This window comes from Vibrio sp. DW001, assembly GCF_029016285.1.
Lineage (GTDB): Bacteria > Pseudomonadota > Gammaproteobacteria > Enterobacterales > Vibrionaceae > Vibrio.
Genome location: NZ_CP091976.1, coordinates 284,417 through 302,593 on the forward strand (window position 1 = coordinate 284,417; position 18,177 = coordinate 302,593).

At 40.8% G+C, this 18,177-nt stretch carries 17 protein-coding genes; 11 read left to right on the forward strand and 6 right to left on the reverse strand.

The annotated features are described in order from the left end of the window. Positions 1-148 precede the first annotated feature (148 nt). From L3V77_RS18640 to L3V77_RS18650, 3 genes are all read right to left on the reverse strand, one after another. Positions 149-1,336 carry a potassium/proton antiporter gene (locus tag L3V77_RS18640; RefSeq protein WP_275137751.1) on the reverse strand — a complete coding sequence of 396 codons (1,188 nt, stop codon included), beginning with the start codon at positions 1,334-1,336 and terminating at the stop codon, positions 149-151. A 75-nt stretch (positions 1,337-1,411) separates the two neighbouring features. Beyond that, positions 1,412-2,212 carry a PhzF family phenazine biosynthesis protein gene (locus L3V77_RS18645; RefSeq protein WP_275137752.1) on the reverse strand — a complete coding sequence of 267 codons (801 nt, stop codon included), beginning with the start codon at positions 2,210-2,212 and terminating at the stop codon, positions 1,412-1,414. An 82-nt stretch (positions 2,213-2,294) separates the two neighbouring features. Continuing rightward, complete coding sequence (locus L3V77_RS18650; RefSeq protein WP_275137753.1) at positions 2,295-2,756, reverse strand: GNAT family N-acetyltransferase; 462 nt, start codon at positions 2,754-2,756, stop codon at positions 2,295-2,297. Positions 2,757-3,048: 292 nt separating this feature from the next. Between L3V77_RS18650 and L3V77_RS18655 the strand changes: the two genes are divergently transcribed. From L3V77_RS18655 to L3V77_RS18680, 6 genes are all read left to right on the forward strand, one after another. After that, the gene (locus L3V77_RS18655; protein ID WP_275137754.1) at positions 3,049-4,020 is read left to right on the forward strand and encodes a transposase; all 972 of its coding nucleotides are present in this window, start codon (positions 3,049-3,051) and stop codon (positions 4,018-4,020) included. Between the two features lie 51 nt (positions 4,021-4,071). Continuing rightward, a complete protein-coding gene (locus L3V77_RS18660) occupies positions 4,072-5,295 on the forward strand; it encodes an IS256 family transposase (RefSeq protein WP_275137755.1) in 1,224 nt (407 codons plus the stop codon). 547 nt (positions 5,296-5,842) lie between these two features. Then, entirely contained in the window at positions 5,843-6,199 is a 357-nt protein-coding gene (locus tag L3V77_RS18665; RefSeq protein ID WP_275137756.1) for a FeoA family protein, read from the forward strand. A 62-nt stretch (positions 6,200-6,261) separates the two neighbouring features. Beyond that, positions 6,262-8,265, forward strand: a complete 2,004-nt coding sequence (gene feoB, locus L3V77_RS18670) for a ferrous iron transport protein B (RefSeq protein ID WP_275137757.1) — start codon at positions 6,262-6,264, stop codon at positions 8,263-8,265. Positions 8,266-8,275: 10 nt separating this feature from the next. Beyond that, complete coding sequence (locus tag L3V77_RS18675) at positions 8,276-8,461, forward strand: FeoB-associated Cys-rich membrane protein (RefSeq protein WP_275137758.1); 186 nt, start codon at positions 8,276-8,278, stop codon at positions 8,459-8,461. 176 nt (positions 8,462-8,637) lie between these two features. Continuing rightward, positions 8,638-9,147, forward strand: a complete 510-nt coding sequence (locus tag L3V77_RS18680; protein WP_275137759.1) for an RNA methyltransferase — start codon at positions 8,638-8,640, stop codon at positions 9,145-9,147. A 168-nt stretch (positions 9,148-9,315) separates the two neighbouring features. Here the strand turns inward: L3V77_RS18680 and L3V77_RS18685 are convergent, their stop codons facing one another. Then, complete coding sequence (locus L3V77_RS18685; RefSeq protein WP_275137760.1) at positions 9,316-9,657, reverse strand: thiamine-binding protein; 342 nt, start codon at positions 9,655-9,657, stop codon at positions 9,316-9,318. Between the two features lie 333 nt (positions 9,658-9,990). On the opposite strand from L3V77_RS18685, the gene L3V77_RS18690 reads away from it, so the two are divergent. The 3 genes from L3V77_RS18690 to L3V77_RS18700 all read left to right on the forward strand — a co-directional run bounded on the left by L3V77_RS18690 (position 9,991) and on the right by L3V77_RS18700 (position 14,230). Then, the gene (locus tag L3V77_RS18690) at positions 9,991-11,085 is read left to right on the forward strand and encodes a NapC/NirT family cytochrome c (RefSeq protein ID WP_275137761.1); all 1,095 of its coding nucleotides are present in this window, start codon (positions 9,991-9,993) and stop codon (positions 11,083-11,085) included. A 46-nt stretch (positions 11,086-11,131) separates the two neighbouring features. Beyond that, positions 11,132-13,576, forward strand: coding sequence for a molybdopterin guanine dinucleotide-containing S/N-oxide reductase (locus tag L3V77_RS18695; protein WP_275137762.1), 2,445 nt, complete (start codon positions 11,132-11,134; stop codon positions 13,574-13,576). Positions 13,577-13,882: 306 nt separating this feature from the next. Continuing rightward, the gene (locus L3V77_RS18700) at positions 13,883-14,230 is read left to right on the forward strand and encodes a hypothetical protein (RefSeq protein WP_275137763.1); all 348 of its coding nucleotides are present in this window, start codon (positions 13,883-13,885) and stop codon (positions 14,228-14,230) included. 20 nt (positions 14,231-14,250) lie between these two features. Here L3V77_RS18700 and L3V77_RS18705 read toward each other — a convergent pair whose 3' ends face one another. Beyond that, entirely contained in the window at positions 14,251-14,658 is a 408-nt protein-coding gene (locus L3V77_RS18705) for a GFA family protein (protein ID WP_275137764.1), read from the reverse strand. 284 nt (positions 14,659-14,942) lie between these two features. Between L3V77_RS18705 and L3V77_RS18710 the strand changes: the two genes are divergently transcribed. Together L3V77_RS18710 and L3V77_RS18715 are read left to right on the forward strand one after the other, a co-directional pair. Further along, positions 14,943-16,082, forward strand: coding sequence for a DUF1611 domain-containing protein (locus L3V77_RS18710; protein ID WP_342752108.1), 1,140 nt, complete (start codon positions 14,943-14,945; stop codon positions 16,080-16,082). Next, positions 16,079-17,149 (forward strand): alanine/ornithine racemase family PLP-dependent enzyme, encoded by a 1,071-nt coding sequence (locus L3V77_RS18715; protein ID WP_275137765.1) that lies wholly within the window; start codon positions 16,079-16,081, stop codon positions 17,147-17,149. Before L3V77_RS18710 ends, L3V77_RS18715 begins: the two co-directional genes overlap by 4 nt. Before the next feature lie 281 nt (positions 17,150-17,430). Here the strand turns inward: L3V77_RS18715 and L3V77_RS18720 are convergent, their stop codons facing one another. After that, a complete protein-coding gene (locus L3V77_RS18720; protein ID WP_275137766.1) occupies positions 17,431-17,982 on the reverse strand; it encodes a DUF924 family protein in 552 nt (183 codons plus the stop codon). Between the last annotated feature and the right edge of the window lie 195 nt (positions 17,983-18,177).

The window sequence follows — 18,177 nt, forward strand, 5'->3', positions numbered from 1 at the left end:
ATGGACTCACATTCAAATAATTTATGATTCAATCCCTGCTTTAGCAAAGCCATTGAATAGCAAGAACTCAGACGGGAGAAACGAACACTCTTAACTGAAGACCTCCCGCTGATGTACTCGTCATTAACGACGTAATAAATTTAAACACTTATTCATTATTGAGTTGTAACTTTTTTGCCAATGGTTCGATAGCACCACCTTGAACAAATACAGATATAAGTACGATGAAGAAAACCATATTGACTATGGTCAAAGCATCACTAACACCCGCGGCTGCAGGGATCAAAGCAAATACGATAGGTGTCGCTCCTTTTAAACCTATAGCCGATATAAACAGCCTCTTTTTCCAACTAGCTTTAAAAAACGGTAAATAGCAAACTTGGACGGCTAAAGGTCTCGCCACTAATATTAATAATATAGCAGGGAGTAGAGAGAGCCAAAGAACATCAAATAACTGATGTGGGAAAATTTGTAAGCCAAGCACAATAAACATTAACGCCTGAGCTAACCATGACAAGCTATTAAAAAAGTGTTTGTTTATTTCTCTACCGCGTTTAATACCATTACCGATCACTACTCCAACAACATACGATGCTAATAAAATGTTACCACCAGCAAACTCACTGCCATAAGTTGCTAGAACAAAGCTAGAAAGAATAAATACAGGTATCAGCCCGTATTCTTCCAATTTGATATGGTTAAGCAACCAAACACTGAGCCGGCCAACCAGATAAGCAATAATCAATGCACTTGAGATTTGGACAAGTAACTCAGTTCCGATAACAGTCATCGAAACGGGATTATTGGGTGCAAGCGCCAACTCAGTCAAAAGCACCACTAGGATAAGTGCGACAGGGTCATTGGTGGCGGACTCAAATTCAAGCACTGTGTCCGTCTGTTCCTTCAACTTGAGTTTTTTTGATTCTAGAATGGAGAACACGGCAGCGGCATCTGTCGAGGAAACAATAGCCGCAAATAATAAACAGTGGATGAATGACAGTTCCAATACAAATGAAAGCAAAATGGCAAAAAATAGTGTCGTGAGAAGCACACCCAGAGTGGATAAAACGCCACCTTCACGATAAGCAATACGAACGCTCGCTGTCGACGTATTGAGGCCCCCCACGAAAACAATAATATTGAGGGCGATGCTTCCTACTAATGATGTTATCTGAAGGTTATCGTAAACAAAATCGAACTCACCATTACCGAGCAGTAAGCCAACGCCCATGAAAATCAGCAAAGAAGGAATACCAAAAGTGCGCGACGGGTGATGTAAAAGTATACCAATGCAAATCAAAGCGGCAATGCATATTAGTATCAGTTGGTATGACATTTATTTCCCTTAATTTATTTATATTTCTGCACTTTAAGTGTTTCAACGAATTCTCCCGTACCTTCTGACTACGGTTTATACCCTCATCGTTCCTTTAATAACGGTGACTGCATTACCAATCAATTTAACCCTTTCATTAGGCAATAATTCTACCTCAACAATCCCTCCTCGATCGGATGCTTGATAGCCTCTGAGTCTAGACTTATCAAGCCTTTTCCCCCAATGAACTGCTAAGGCACAATGTGCGGAACCTGTGACAGGATCTTCATTTATTCCTACCCAAGGGGCAAAATAGCGAGACTTAAAGTCAATACTATTCGATGCCGATTTAACCGTTACCACCACCCCACGACCGGGTAATCTCTTCAAGCTGTCAAAGTTCGGATTGAGTGATAACAGATCAGCTTCACTATCCATTTCTATCAGAATTTTAGAGTCAAAAATACCGCTGGATACAATTTGATCAGAATGTATACCGATACTGTTCAACATGTCAGAACTTAGAGCCGTATCAACAGCAATAATCGGAGCTGGAAAATCCAATTCGATATAGTGTTCTTCAACGGTTACTAGCAGAACACCCGACAGAGTGTTGAATGACAACTCTTCACCAGCAACAACTAAACCATTTTCTTTCAAAATATGTGCAACAGCCAGCGTTCCGTGACCACATAGATCTACTTCTACTTTCGGAGTAAACCATCTTAGCCTCATATCCTCTAGTGACAAGAATGCCGTTTCAGAAACGGCCATTTCAGCCGCAATGGCAAACATCATATTTTCATCAAGACCACGTTCCATGATACAGACGCCTGCTGGATTTCCTTTAAATGGTTCCAATGTAAACGAGTCTACTTGGTATATATCGATATCCATCAATCATCCTTGAATGAGTACTTGGCAGCACATATTCCTTCATTAAGAGAGTACAGATTGTAGACCACATACGAACTATTAACTAAAAGTATGAAGGAATTGAATCTTCAAAACTGTTTGACGATTGATCTAGATGCACCATACAGCTTGTACTTTGAATACACTGATATCCTAGTTTTTCATAGAACTCAGTATTAATATCGCTATGTAGAAAGACAGCCCTAGCCTTTTCTTCATTTAACAATTGATGCGTCACCGATTGAACCAAATATGATGCAAAACCTTTGCCTCTCATTTCATTGTCTGTCGCGACAGAACCAATACCATAACAATGTTTCACTAACCCAAATTGGCCCGAATACACGATTAAGGAAGCAGCGGGTTTGTCATTTACGACAAGTACATACCAACAACCTAATTTGTACTTAGAACTATTTCGACACTCAAGCAAGTACTCGTTTAGTGACAAGTCTTCACCCCAAACGTCATACCCCATGAGATAAACGGAATCTAACTCTTCAATTTTAACTCTTCTTATCAGCATAATAGTATCAGTCATTATAAAATGGATTAACTAGCGATTTGTCCGTTGAATGTTATACCTTAAATATCTGTCGATATTGAAATAAAACTCAATTCCCTAATGATCACTGCAGTAAATAGGTGTATTTATGTTTAGGACACACGCCCTATTTATGTTTAGGACACACGCCCGAAAGCTTAACCAAAGAATGAATTTATACTAAGTCAATCTCAAATTAAATTATTTGAGGTGGCTTCATTTCCCTTAAGGGATACCTTATCCGTATCTATTTTTATCACATATGGATTGCCTTATGACCACTGCCCGTAAACAACTGGTTTCTATTGAATCGACACCTTATTACCACTGTGTCTCTCGCTGTGTTCGACGCAGTTTTCTATGTGGCGTCGACCCGTATACTCAACAGAGCTATGAACATCGTCGCGCTTGGATTGAATCTAAAATTGAAGCTCTGTCTCAACTTTACTGCATTGATATCTGCGCTTACGCCATTATGAGTAACCATTATCATTTGGTACTGCATATGAATCGTGATGAGGCTCTCGGGTTGTCGTCTAATCAAGTGATTGAGCGCTGGCAACTCAGTCATAAATTGCCTGCATTGATTCAACGTTGGCTTTCCCATCAAATAACAACTGGAGCAGAAGAAAAGGAGTGCTTAAGAATTATCGAATCATGGCGAAATCGTTTATGGGATTTAAGCTGGTTTATGAAAGAACTCAATTACGATATTGCCTTAAAAGCAAATCAAGAGGACAACTGCAAAGGGCATTTTTGGGAATGTCGTTTTAAAAGCCAAGCTCTATTGGATGAGCAAGCACTCTTGGCAGCCATGGCTTATGTCGATCTTAATCCACTAAAAGCAGGTATCGCAGAGAAACCTGAAACCTCAGAATTCACATCAATAAAAGTCAGGCTACAAGCATTAAAAGAGCAAAAAGAGAAAGCCCACTTCCTGTTCCCTTTCGTCGGTAACTCAACCAATAAGATCATTCACGGCATTCCTCTCCGATTGGTGGATTATATTGAGTTAGTTGATTGGACAGCACGACAGTATCGAGAAAACAAAGCGACGTTAAAGGCGTCACTCCCACCTATATTACAAAGGCTTGGTATAGCAAAAACGACCTGGCTTAAAGCCTGCACTCAATTAGAACGATACGGCGTAACCGCTGTTGGATGTCATTGCCACGCAAAGGTCGCAAAGTTACATATGAAAAAGGTAAGAATTCATCTCTTTCGGTTGGATAAGAGACTGTCCTAAATTCTGTGTAACTGTCTACACTTAATGCCGTAATGGCTAAGGATAGACAACATGGATAAGAAAGCACTTGAAGCTTTTGCTAAAGAAGCGGCTAAAGGAATTAAAAGTCCCGAAGACTTAAATGAATTCAGTCAGATGCTCAAAAAGATCACTGTTGAGGCAGCACTCAACGCTGAAATGGATGAGCATCTTGGCTATGAAAAGCGCCATCAATCTAAAACAACCAATAGCCGCAACGGGAAGAGCAGTAAGCGAGTTAAAACCGAAGATGGTGAATTCGAACTCGATACACCACGTGACCGAAATGGCTCTTTCGACCCTAAACTCGTAAAGAAACATCAATCCCGTTTTACTTCTATGGACGATAAAATTTTGTGGCTCTACGCGCAAGGTATGAGCACGCGTGACATCGTTAATGCCTTCGATGAATGGTACGGCGCTGAGATATCACCAAGCCTAGTTTCTCGCGTGACTAATGCTGTTATCGATGAAATTGTAGAGTGGCAATCTCGTCCGCTTGATGCCTTATATCCCATCATCTATCTAGACTGTATTGTGATTAAAGTGCGTCAGAAAGTGCGTCAGGACAAACGTATTATCAACAAATCTATTTTCCTAGCCCTTGGCATTAATACTGACGGGCAAAAAGAATTAATGGGCATGTGGATAGCGGAGAACGAAGGTGCGAAGTTCTGGCTCAATGTTCTGACAGAGCTTAATCAGCGTGGTGTTGAAGACATCCTTATCGCTTGTGTTGATGGCCTAAAGGGGTTTCCCGATGCCATTAATACTGTATTCCCCGAAACACACATACAACTGTGTATCGTTCACATGGTGCGTAATTCCTTAAAATACGTCTCATGGAAGGACTATAAAGCGGTTACCGCTGATTTAAAACGTGTGTACCGTTCAGCGACAGAGGAGGAAGCATTACTTGAATTGGAGCGATTTGGTGACTCTTGGGATGAGCAATACCCTCAAATCACAAAATCTTGGCGTAACCACTGGCAAAACTTAAATACCCTGTTCAACTACCCAGCAAACATACGAAAAGCGATTTATACGACTAATGCGATTGAGTCACTCAACAGTGTGATACGTAAGGCTTTGAAGAAACGAAAAATCTTCCCCAGTGATGAAGCCGCAACCAAAATGGTTTATCTAGCCATTAAAGATGCCAGTAAGAAATGGACGATGCCCATTCAAAACTGGCGTCAGGCGATGAGTCGGTTTATCATCGAGTTCGAAGACCGTGTCGAGAAACACGTTAACTAAATGGCAGTTACACAGAATCTGTTACAGCCTCTTGGATAATTAAATTTCCGACCTAACCTATCACCCAGTATTTTCGACTTGCCTTCACCTGTCGTTTTACATGCACCCCACCCTGCTTTACACCTGAAAATAATAAAGTATTCAAGTGCATTACACGTAATAACTAATAAACAGTTCACTCTATTAATAACCTCACTTCAAATGAACCAAATAATCCTACTTATCAGTTCCTCGTTAAGTGTGTGTCTTCTATAACTTCTTATAACTTCTATAACTTCTATAACTTCTATAACTTCTATAACTTCTATAACTTCTATAACTTCTATAACTTCTATAACTTCTATAACTGCTCTGTAACTGTCCGTAAGGCGTATGTCCCCATTCAATACTACGCAATTGATCTACATCAAATGAACCGCATAAATCCACTTAGATTAGCCACAAATTCTCTAGGGGTTATTGTTATGATAATTGTTTTCATTTAGATTAACTTTATCAAATGACAATCATTGCGATTTGAGTCCATTCATTTGATCGGACTCAATCAATGCTGAAAGCAAGAACTCTAGGCTATATTGCCACTTTGGGAGATGGAATTTTGAACCAAGCCATTTTTAGTCTAATGCCAGATAAGTTAGCCAAGTTATTGCAAGCTAAGAATAAGAACATAAACGTTCACCGTGACATCAAAAACTTATCTGAAGCAAAGCTAAATAAAGAATATGAAATTAAAAATATAATTCCAGATGATAAAGAAATGGTGCATTTCCTTTTTACATTAGGTTGTTTTAAAGGTGAGTCAGTAACCGTTATATCTATTTTATCGGACACTTATGTAATTGCGGTAAAAGACGCCAGATACAGCATTGACTTGGATTTAGCGAAAATAGTCATGTTGATTTAATTAATCAAAGAACGATGAGTTGGCCAAGACTAACTCAATGTTTAAATAGGGAAGATAACACTTTGAAAATTGCATTAGCAGGTAATCCCAATAGCGGAAAAACCACACTCTTTAATGCCATTACTGGAAAAATAGAACGTGTTGGCAATTGGGCCGGGGTCACTATTAACAAAAAAGAGGGGCTAATAAAAACGACAATCAACCATTCAAACCAAGACATTATAGCGGTTGACCTACCCGGTGCCTATTCCATGTCTCCGTTTACGTCAGAAGAAACGATCACTCGAAATTTTGTCAAAAATGAAAAGCCGGATGTCATTCTAAATATCGTTGATTCAACAAATTTAAATAGAAGCCTTTTTTTTACAACTCAGCTCTTAGAACTTGGTATTCCCGTTGTTGTCGCCCTAAATAAAAGTGACTTAACCAGGAAGAAAAACACTGAAATTGACATTACGTTATTAAGCGAAACTCTCGGATGCCCCGTGGTAGAAACAACGTCTACAAAAAGTAGTGACAATGGCTTAGATAACCTTGTCAAAAAAGCGATTGAGCTTAAAGGGCAGCCTCAATCAGTGCCGTTTAGTAGTCAAGACGTCAATTTAAGAGATGCGGAATCAGTTGAGTCTTCCGATACTGAGCGTTTTGAATTTGTAAAAGAATTGGTTAGAAAAACCGAAAACAGATCGACAAAAAGCACAGTAAAAACTAATCAAGATGTCGCTGACAGAGTTTTAGCACACAAATGGTTTGGACTACCTATTTTTGCTGTCGTTATGTGGTGCGTCTTCTCTATATCACAAACTCATTTGGGTCCAATTTTGGCGGATATCCTTGTTGGTTGGATAGACGAACTTTACGCTTTTGTAGAAGGTATATTGGGTGATGATGTCTCTCCGCTACTAAGCGCTTTACTGCTAGACGGTATTATTGGTGGCGTGGGTGCGGTGATTGGCTTTCTACCTCTTATTATGGTTCTCTTTTTCTTACTGGCATTACTTGAAGATAGTGGTTACATGGCTCGCGTCGCTGTCATTATGGATCGCTTCTTCAAAAAAGTAGGACTTTCGGGGAAATCTATTATTCCGATGGTTATAGGCACAGGTTGTGCAATTCCAGGAATCATGGCAACAAGAACTATAAAAAATGAAAGGCAACGAAGAACGACTGCGATGTTAACCCCATTCATGCCCTGCGGTGCAAAACTACCAGTAATCGCTTTATTTGCAGGTGTCTTTTTCAACGATGCAGCATGGGTTGGCACTACGATGTATTTTGCGGGTATTGCACTCATTATATTTGGCGCACTGATGGTGGTTAGAATTACCGGCGAGAGACATTCAAGATCATTTTTCATACTTGAATTGCCAGAATACCGTTTTCCGAGTATTCAACGAGCTGCGGTCTCTACATTGTCAAGAGCGAAAGCTTTCATAATTAAAGCAGGAACCATCATCTTGCTATGCAACGCGGCCGTGCAAATTATGCAAACATTTAACTGGCAGTTTCAAGTTGTTGCAGAAGGTGCGGAGCACACAAGTATCTTGGCTGGTCTTGCTTCTCCTTTCGCCTTTGTATTAATACCACTTGGTTTCGGTGCATGGCAATTGGCCGCAGCGGCAATCACAGGTTTTATTGCAAAAGAAAATGTAGTCGGAACATTGGCCGTTGTATATGGCATTACCAACTTCATCGATACAGAAGAGCTTGCATTGGTTTCTGGTGGCGCGGACGTTGCCAGTGTTATGGGATTGACCTCAGTCGCTGCATTCGCATACCTCATATTTAATCTTTTCACTCCCCCATGTTTTGCAGCGATAGGTGCGATGAATGCCGAGTTAGAAGATAAAAAATGGTTGTTGGGAGGCGTAGCATTCCAATTTGGCATTGGTTATGTCGCGGCTTTTACAACTTATCAGGTGGGAAGTTACATCACAACGGGTGTATTAGGTCAAGGATTTGTATATGGTCTTATCGCTTCCTTAATATTGGTCGGAATTCTGATGTACCTAGTAAATAAAGGCGCAAAGAAAGAAGAACAACATTTAGATCTATGTTCTTCTTAAGGATTAGCCAATGGCAAATATAATTGTAGCGTTAACTATTATTTTAATTATTGCGCTCTCAATATTTAAAATAATTATTGAGAAACGCAAAGGAATAAAATGTATTGGATGTTCCCTTAGTGGTGGATGCTCTTCTAATAAAGTACAACCAAATAAATCCGTAGGTAAGAGAATAAATATCAAAGAAATAAAATAAAATATAATTTTATTGATTCTTTCGATATTAAGATCATAAATACCACCGTATGGGCGGCGCATAAGTAAACAAAGGACCAACAGATTGGTCCTTTTGAATTTTCATCCGTTTTGTTAGAATGCGCCCCTTTACAAGGTAGACCCTTGCTAGACAACGTTAGGTCATAGATACGCGACATGAAAGATACCAACACGATTATAGGATTAGTTAATCCAAAAAGCCCAGTGAACGTTGGCGGCGTAATGAGAGCGGCGGGATGCTACCAAGCAGATGCTGTGAGGTATACTGGTCGACGTTATGACCGTGCAGTCAAGTTAAATACGGATACTAAATCCGCTGTACATTCCATTTCATTAACTGGTGTGGATTCACTATTTGATGATCTGCCATCCGATATGAAAATTGTTTGTATCGAGTTAGCAGAAGGCGCAACACCTCTGCCCAACTTTCAGCATCCTAAAAAAGCGATGTATATTTTCGGACCAGAAGATGGGTCTATCAATCAGAAAATCGCAGATAGGGCCGACCATGTGGTTTATGTCCCCACTGTTGGCTGCATGAACCTAGCAGCGTCGGTTAATGTTCTGTTATATGATCGACTATCAAAATCAGACGACATCACTCAAGGCGATGATCTTATCCGAAGCAGTCGCGACAACAACAATAAACTTCGCATTAACAGCTAAAACTGATCGTTATCATATTGAGGACTTAGACGAGTAACCTACCCGTATTCATTAATATTTGTAGCGTCTGTCCTCTTGAACGGTACTTGAACTTTGCAGTGCCTGTCCCGTCATCGGTATTCCCGTCATCGGTAGTAACCTGAATTCATAAGCGGAACGCGCGCGATATTACTTGTTTACAAACATATGGTTGGCCGGCGTCACACCACGGTCATATGTGCAAAATGTATCCGTCACCGATTCCGTTTTGCTATGAATTTTAATATTTGTAATCACTTCTAAAGCACCAGCGTCATAACATGCTTGTTGAGCACACTTCACAATATCAAGTAATTGATCAAGTTCACCCTTCATTGTGGTTTCCATTGCGCCTACTTGGTAAGGCACATTCGCGGCTTTGACAACTTCTATCGCTTTATCGACGACCTCAAAGTTGTTACCTTCTCTCAACCTAGGTATGACTTGAAAAGCAACAAACACGTCCTTAATTACCGGGTTTTGAATCGACATTTGTATTTATCTCTCTGAGGTTAACTGTCTGAGCATGCTATCATTTTTACTATCAGTTACGAAGTAAAAGGAGCAAAGTAAACAAGGGCAGGAAATACCTGACGACATTGCCATTCTTCTAACCAATCTCATATTAGAGTGATTATAACGGGCCCATAAAAAACAGTGTTGATTTCTTAACCTATTGAATTAACTGACTATATAGCATTATATGTCGTCTACTTCAAATTTAATGATTTTAATAAGAATAAATAACTTATTTTGTGATTTATTCTTATTTCGCTAATCCTAAATAGGTATACACTCAATTTTTAACCAATACATTCTCTTACTATGAAATTCAAAAAATGGTCTATCGCGTTTATTGCAATTATTGGCGTCATTATTGGCTGGTTTAGTCTTGGTGGTACTGCTGTTGTAATGCATCTTACATCAAGCACAGAATTCTGTGTTTCATGTCACACGATGGACGCCCCCTACCAAGAATACCAAGGTTCTAAACACTTCAGTAACGCAAAAGGAATAAGAGCAGAATGCTCTGACTGCCATATCCCTTCCGACCCTATCGATTACGTTATTACTAAAATAAGAGCATCCAAAGACATCTACCACGAATTCGTAACGGGAAAAATTGATACGGAAGAAAAATACGAAAACCATCGCTTAGCGATGGCCGAGACCGTATGGGCTCAAATGCGAGCAAATGATTCCGCTACCTGTCGTTCATGTCACAGCTATGATGCAATGGACACCTATGAACAGTCTGAAAATGCACAAAAAATGCATGAATATGGTATCGAAAACAACCAAACCTGTATCGATTGTCATAAAGGTGTCGCTCATTTCCCACCAGAGCTTGAAATGAGTAGTGAAGCGTATGACAACCTAATTGAACTCACCAATGCTACGAAACCTGATGCTCAAAAAGTCTATCCAATCGATACTATTTCTATTGGTGACCTTGGTACGGTTAATCCGACTGTAGAACTCACTGTACTTTCTAATGACGCTAACTCCAGAACGGTTCAAATTTCTGGTTATCAGATGAAAGGTGCAGAGCAAGTCCTTTATGTGGGAGAAGGCAAACGCGCCATTATTGCAAAGCTAACTGACAAAGGCCAAGCCGCACTCAAAGTTGGGGAGTTTGCAGAAGACGAATACGGCAACGCTTGGCGTACCGCTGAACTTCAAGCAACAACGGACGCCGCGGTTCTTGATTCAATTGATCCTCTATGGAGCTACGCAGAAGAATTGGACAATGTTTATTGTGCAGCCTGCCACTCAATCATACCGGGTCATCACTTTACCGTTAACGCATGGGGCCCTGTCGCTAAAAGCATGGGTGAACGAACCGATATTACCGAATTAAACTTAGAAATTTTAACCAAGTTTTTCCAAAGCCACGCTAAAGATGTGGTTGGTCATTAACGAATAATTACAAACAATTGCGAACGAGAGAAGAGGAATAATGTCTATGAACAACATTTCACGTCGAGGTTTCCTAAAGGGAACGAGTATGGCAGCTGGTACTCTAGTATTTACCAGCATTGTGCCAATGCAAGCAATGGCAAAACAAAAAGGTGATGGTGTGCTCACCGCAGGTCGAATGGGTGCAATGATCGCAGAAGTTAAAGATGGCAAACTTGTTTCAACAAAAGGCGCTCTGGCGAGAACCGTTCCGAACAGCCTACAAACCACTGGCCCGGATCAAGTACACACAAACGCACGTATTAAGTATCCAATGGTTCGTAAAAGCTATTTGGAAAACCCAACGGCTCCGAAAGGCACACGTGGTGACGATGACTACGTTCGCGTTTCTTGGGATGAAGCCTATAAATTGATCCACGAACAACACATGCGTATTCGTGAAGAAAATGGTGCTGAGTCCGTGTTTGCTGGCTCTTATGGTTGGCGCTCTAGTGGTGTGCTACATAAGGCACAGACACTGCTTCAACGTTATATGGGTATGGCCGGGGGATACTCTGGGCATCTGGGTGATTACTCTACTGGTGCCTCACAGGTTATTATGCCTCACGTGATGGGGTCGATTGAAGTCTATGAACAGCAGACAACGCACCCCGTTATTCTTGAGCACAGTGACGTCGTCGTTCTTTGGGGTTTAAACCCAATGAACACATTGAAGATTGCATGGTCGTCTACAGATGAGTCAGGATTAGAGTTCTTCCATCAGTTGAAGAAGTCTGGCAAGACTATCATTTGTATTGACCCAATGCGTTCTGAAACCATTGAGTTCTTCGGCGATAATGCACAATGGATAGCGCCAAACCCTATGACAGATGTTGCTATGATGATGGGTGTCGCGCACTCACTCATTAGCAACAAAAAACACGATAAAGCTTTCTTAGACAAATACACATCAGGCTATGATAAATTTGAAGCGTACCTGTTGGGCAAAGAAGACGGCATCGAGAAAACACCCGCTTGGGCAGAAGAAATTACCGGCGTTCCAGCGAAACAAATGGAAGTTCTGGCTGATATCTTTAGTAAAAACAGAACAATGCTAATGAGTGGCTGGGGCGTACAACGTCAGCAATTTGGTGAACAACGTCACTGGATGCTCGCTACTCTCGCTGCAATGCTAGGGCAGATTGGTCAACCTGGTGGTGGATTTGGTCTTTCGTACCATTACTCAAACGGTGGTAATCCAACACGTGATGCCGGCGTACTTCCAGCGATATCATCGTCTATCGGTGGTGGTTCTTCAGCAGGTAACGATTGGGCGGTTTCTGGTGCAGTCAATGCATTCCCTGTGGCGCGTATTGTAGAAGCGCTTGAAAACCCAGGTAAGAAATATCAACATAATGGCCAAGAACTCACCTTCCCTGAAGTCAAAATGATCTGGTGGGCAGGTGGCGGTAACTTTACCCATCACCAAGATACAAATCGCTTAATCAAAGCATGGCAAAAACCCGAACTCGTGGTTATCTCTGAGATATATTGGACGGCTGCGGCGAAGCATGCGGATGTTGTTCTTCCTATCACGACGTCATTTGAACGTAACGATATGACGATGACGGGTGACTATAGTAATCAACACCTTATCCCAATGAAGCAAGCGGTTGAACCTCAAGGTGAAGCACGTAATGACTTTGACGTATTTGCGGATATGGCTGAGCTAATAAAATCTGGTGGCCGTGACGTTTATACCGAAGGGAAAACGGAGATGGATTGGCTGAAAGGTTTCTACGAAACGGCACAGAAAGGTGGTCGCGCGGCGCGCATCCGTATGCCTAATTTTGGTAAGTTCTGGGATACCAATGAACTGATAGAAATGAAGTTTAACAAGAAAGCGGCGCAGTTTGTTCGTCATGCAGAGTTCCGTAAAGATCCTGTAATGAACCCACTTGGAACACCTTCAGGTAAGATTGAAATCTACTCAAAAACCATTGAAAAATATGGCTTAGAAGATTGTCCCGCTCACCCTACTTGGCTAGAACCAACAGAGTGGCGTGGAAGTGCTAAGAAAGATGAACTTCAACTGATGGCAGCACATGCCGCTCATCGTCTACACAGTCAATTTAATTATGCCAAACTTCGTGAAGAATACGCGATTGCTAACCGTGAACCTATAACCATTAATACCGAGGATGCAAAAAGCCGTGGTATTAACAACGGTGATCTAGTTCGTGCTTACAATGACCGTGGTCAGGTACTTGTGGGCGCATTAGTTACAGATGGAATCAAGCAAGGTTCAGTCTGTATCCACGAAGGTGCTTGGCCTGATTTGGATCCTAAAACCGGGCTATGTAAAAACGGGGGGGTCAACGTACTGACTAGTGATATACCGTCTTCACGTTTGGGTAACGGTTGTGCTGGTAACTCGGCTCTAGTTAAAATTGAGAAGTACACTGGTGAGGTGCCTAACTTGACTGCATTTACACCTGTAACAAACGGTTAAATTACCATTAAACAAGGGCCCCTTTCATAAGGGGTCTTTTTTTTAATTCCACGTTACCCTTCTTACTTTATCCGACTCTAATTAATCAAAACTCAATGACAAGTCAAAACTGAGATAAGAGATGCAAAGCTGTATCTCGTATACTTAAATAATTGTGAATAGTTTTCAAATGCCTAAACTCTCAGTGTGATGTCATCAAACCAATTAATTAAAGGTCAAATAAGAGATGATTTTGTAGGTCAGTTAAGGACAAGTCTTCTCTTTTTCGCTAGTATTCCCACAATTAGAACAATTGGTTGAGTTAATATGAAAATTTCCGTTGATAGCGGTTCTTTTAAGGTTTCAATAGAGACCGAATTTGAAGGTTTAATTGCTGAAGCAACAGATATCTTCCGAACAACGGTAAAGCAAGCCAAATCAAACGATAAAGCTGTCTTACGTTTCTTGCAGATCATTCTCGAGCACCGCGAAAGCGATGATGCAATTGGTTATGCCGTTCTTGGACTGTTAGGTTGGTATAACGACGTGATAGGTGCAGTAGTAAATAAGGATATCGAACTTAATTTACCTAAAATCCTACCGCATATCATCAATCCTGCTGGTGATCTGACTGCGACGAGTGCGAATGAAATAAATACCTTTAAACCGTCGTGAATCAGATTTAACTTGCTCTGCTAAAGCACATTGTCTGGTGGGAGTTCATCATATTGGCGTACACCATCAGCAATGACTTCCCATGAGGCTTTTGACCCGACAAATATATGGCGACTCAACTGAACCTTAGGGTCACCATTGACACAGCCCAAAGTAACGCCATGTACTTCATCTTTAAAAACACCCGTTAAAGTTGATCCGCATTTGCTACAGAACTGCAGACCAAACCCATGTTGCCCAATGTAAGAAGACAACAGTTCTTCGCCACTAAGCCACTTAAATTCGCTCTGGTTCACCAATGCATAAGCCGAGGCCTGAGCACTAAACGCCTTTCTGCACCGTGAACAATGACATGACCGAGCATCATATAAAATTCCGTCTAACTGGTACTTTATACCACCACAGAAACACTCCCCAGTAATAGTCATGTGTACCTTCCTTTTTAGAAATTCCGTTTGATAGCATTGACGATAATAACAGATTCAGGTTATTTAAACCCAAGCAATATCGAGACAATGATAAGGACAGGCACTTTAATTTTCCTTAACTTCAACGCCTTAATCTCTTTCATCTCAAGTCACAACAATATAAGTTTACCTGTGTTAGTGTACAGCTCTCCCTACCGCTTAGTAGGGACCTCTTGTACTTTTCCGATGTCTTATCTCGGCACTTTATAGTCGCCCTTCTAAGCCCTAATTTATTAGGCCATATAATGTCAAACTTAGTACCAGAAAAAACGAACACCTCTCCGATTATCTCACCTTCAACATCAATACCAACCGCGATAGTTTATTGCGAAGGCCAGTTCGGTAAGATTGATGGCAAAACGGCGAATGGACTTGTAAGACACTCACAGAAATACCAAATTCTTTCTGTAATAGATAGCGAAACAGCCGGTATGAATTCAGGTGAAGTGCTTGGTGAAGAAAAAAACAATATTCCTATTGTTTCAAGCATTGAACATGCAATGGCACATTCAAAGAGCAAACCTGATTACTTCATTTTTGGTATAGCGCCATCCAGCGGAATCTTATCTGAACTGGAAAAAGCAATCATCCTTAATGCGATGTCACTAAACATGAATATTGTTAATGGGTTACATGAATTTCTAACTGACGACCCAATATTTTCAGAAGCCAGCAGACGACACAACGTTAAAATAATAGATATCCGTAAGCCTAAAAACAAAGAAGATTTAAAGACATTTAGCGGCAAAATTCACAATGTAAAATGCCCACGTATTGCGCTTATGGGAACAGATTGTGCTATCGGTAAGCGTACAACCGCAACAATATTAACCAACATACTACGAGAAAAGGGCCTCAATGTTGTCATGATAGCAACCGGCCAAACGGGCATAATTCAAGGTGCGGCTTATTGTGTTGCTTTGGATGCTGTGCCTTCTCAGTTTTGTGCTGGAGAACTAGAATCAGTCATAGTTGACGCCTACGAACAAGAAAACCCTGATCTGATTATTATTGAAGGCCAAGGTGCGTTAAGCCATCCCGCATTCTCAACCAGTTCATTTATACTTCGTGGTAGTTGTCCGACTGGAGTGATATTGCAACACTCACCTAAACGTATCAACCGCATAGACTTTCCAGAAATGGCAATGCCATCTGTCGCCTCAGAGATACATCTTATTGAAACTTTTTCTGACACATCAGTAATAGGATTAACACTCAATCATGAGGAAATGCCAGCAGATAAAATACGCTCATCAATCGATAGCCACGCCACTCAACTAGGTATTCCAACAACCGACGCATTAACTCAACCTCCAAGTCAACTTGTAGAGATGGTGTTGTCTGCTTTTCCTTATTTGGAAAGCAAAATGACGATTGAACGTTGAGTTACCCCCGGTTAGAAATCGACTGCGCAAAAATATCTCATAATGCTAAAGTTCTTATTTATCAACTCGGTTTAAAAAAGATAGCCGTGACACCAGTAACGAAAGTTTGTTTGGGTCACCCCATTATTGCTCAAGCATTAATAGAATCCGGTGCGAACATACTTGCAGACTCTAGAGTCGAGAACATAATAAAAATGAAGCAATCAGGTATGATACTGCCTACAATGCTTATTCGTTCGCCAATGCTAAGTCAGGTTTCTGATGTTATTCAGTATTGTGATATCAGTCTTAATACTGAAATATCGGTGGTACAACAGCTTTCCAAAACAGCCAGCCAGCTTGGGATTACACACAGCATTATTGTGATGGTGGAGCTAGGCGATCTTCGGGAAGGCGTTATGCCAGAAGACCTAATGAATTTTGTAAGGCAAGCGATTGATTTACCTAATATTATTTTAAAGGGCATAGGCTCCAATCTTGCCTGCCGATATGGTGTCGCACCCGATGATGATAATATGATGGTGTTGTCTACTCTTGCCGACGAAATTGAAAGAAAATTCAATATTAAATTGGACGTAATTTCAGGGGGAAACTCCGCCTCCCTTGACTGGGCATTAAAGAATGCAAGATCCACACGGGTGAATCATCTTCGACTGGGCGAAGCTATTTTCTTAGGTTGTGAGCCTTTATATCAAGAAAAAATAGCAGGTTTATTTAGCGACGTTGTCACACTTACTGCGGAAGTTATCGAATCTAAAGTTAAGCCTTCTTTACCTTGGGGTAAACAGGCCGCGAATGCGTTTGGAGAAAAACAAGAGGTCCATGATAGAGGCTTTGTATCACAAGCTATTCTCGCGTTAGGACGACAAGACGTTTGTGTTTCTGGGCTAACACCTCCGACTGGAATAAGCATTGTATCATCAACAAGTGATCACCTACTTATTGAGACCTCTAAAGGTTCCTTGGTTGTAGGACAAAAAATTCAATTTCAATTAGATTACAGCGCTCTTTTATCCGCAATGACATCACCGTTTGTAGATAAGTATTTTCTAGAGCCACTGAGCTAAACTTAATCAAAGGTTTAAAATGGATGACCATAAATTTTTCACAAAGCTTAATGATGCTATTTTGCTCAACTTTGAATCATTTACTTTGTGGGAGAGAGCATTCCTGTCTGAAATTCTACAAAAAGTAGTGCATAAACAGGCCGTCTCTAAGAAACAGAAAACACTCGTCGAAAAAATTATAATTAAGCGTCAGAAAAAAAAGAAATGATTTATCCCTGGTACAAAGACAGAGAGCGATGACGGACAAACGGGGACACATAAGGTCCTCGTTAGAGTTGAAATTAGAAACCAGAATTCGGCTCTTTCAAAAACGCACGCTCTTCTTCTGTTGATACTCGTCCCAAAATATCATTTCGATGTGGGTAGCGGCCAAACCTATCAATAATCACCTTGTGTTTCATCTCAAAATCTAAATTACCCGTCTTCCCCAGCGCTTTAAAAAGCCTTAACGCTTCTTGGTGAATACTCTGAGATTCACTGTGCATATAAGGCATATAAAGAAACGTCCTTTCGGCGACGTCAAGTTGTTGGTCATAACCGCCAATCACGGCCTCTTGAGCTAAAGCTAATGCAAGTGTATCGGTCGCAAAGGCGAGAGCCGTATCTCTAAAGATATTTCTGGAAAACTGATCTAATACGATAATTTCGGCCAATCGTCCTTCCGCTGTCTTCCTCCACTGGAATAATTCACATTGACTTGCCTGTTGATGTAACACCATAAAGCGATTCTGGATCACCTGATCAAATTCAAGATCTTTCTTAAACCACATTTCTGGTGTGCATTCTTTGAACCAAAAATCGATTATAGCCTGGCTGTTTTGCTCTGTTCTCATCCTATCTCCACTCCAATTAAACGATGCTTATAATGATAGACTATTATTTAATTTAGATTAGAACTATTCTCAACATGAAGCAGATCAAATTCTGTTAAAAAACACGTCACTCAGCTCATACTTTCGACGGGAAATCATCACCTTATTTTTAATGCTCGTTAGAATCATGTTCTGTAAAACTAACCGCAAATGAAG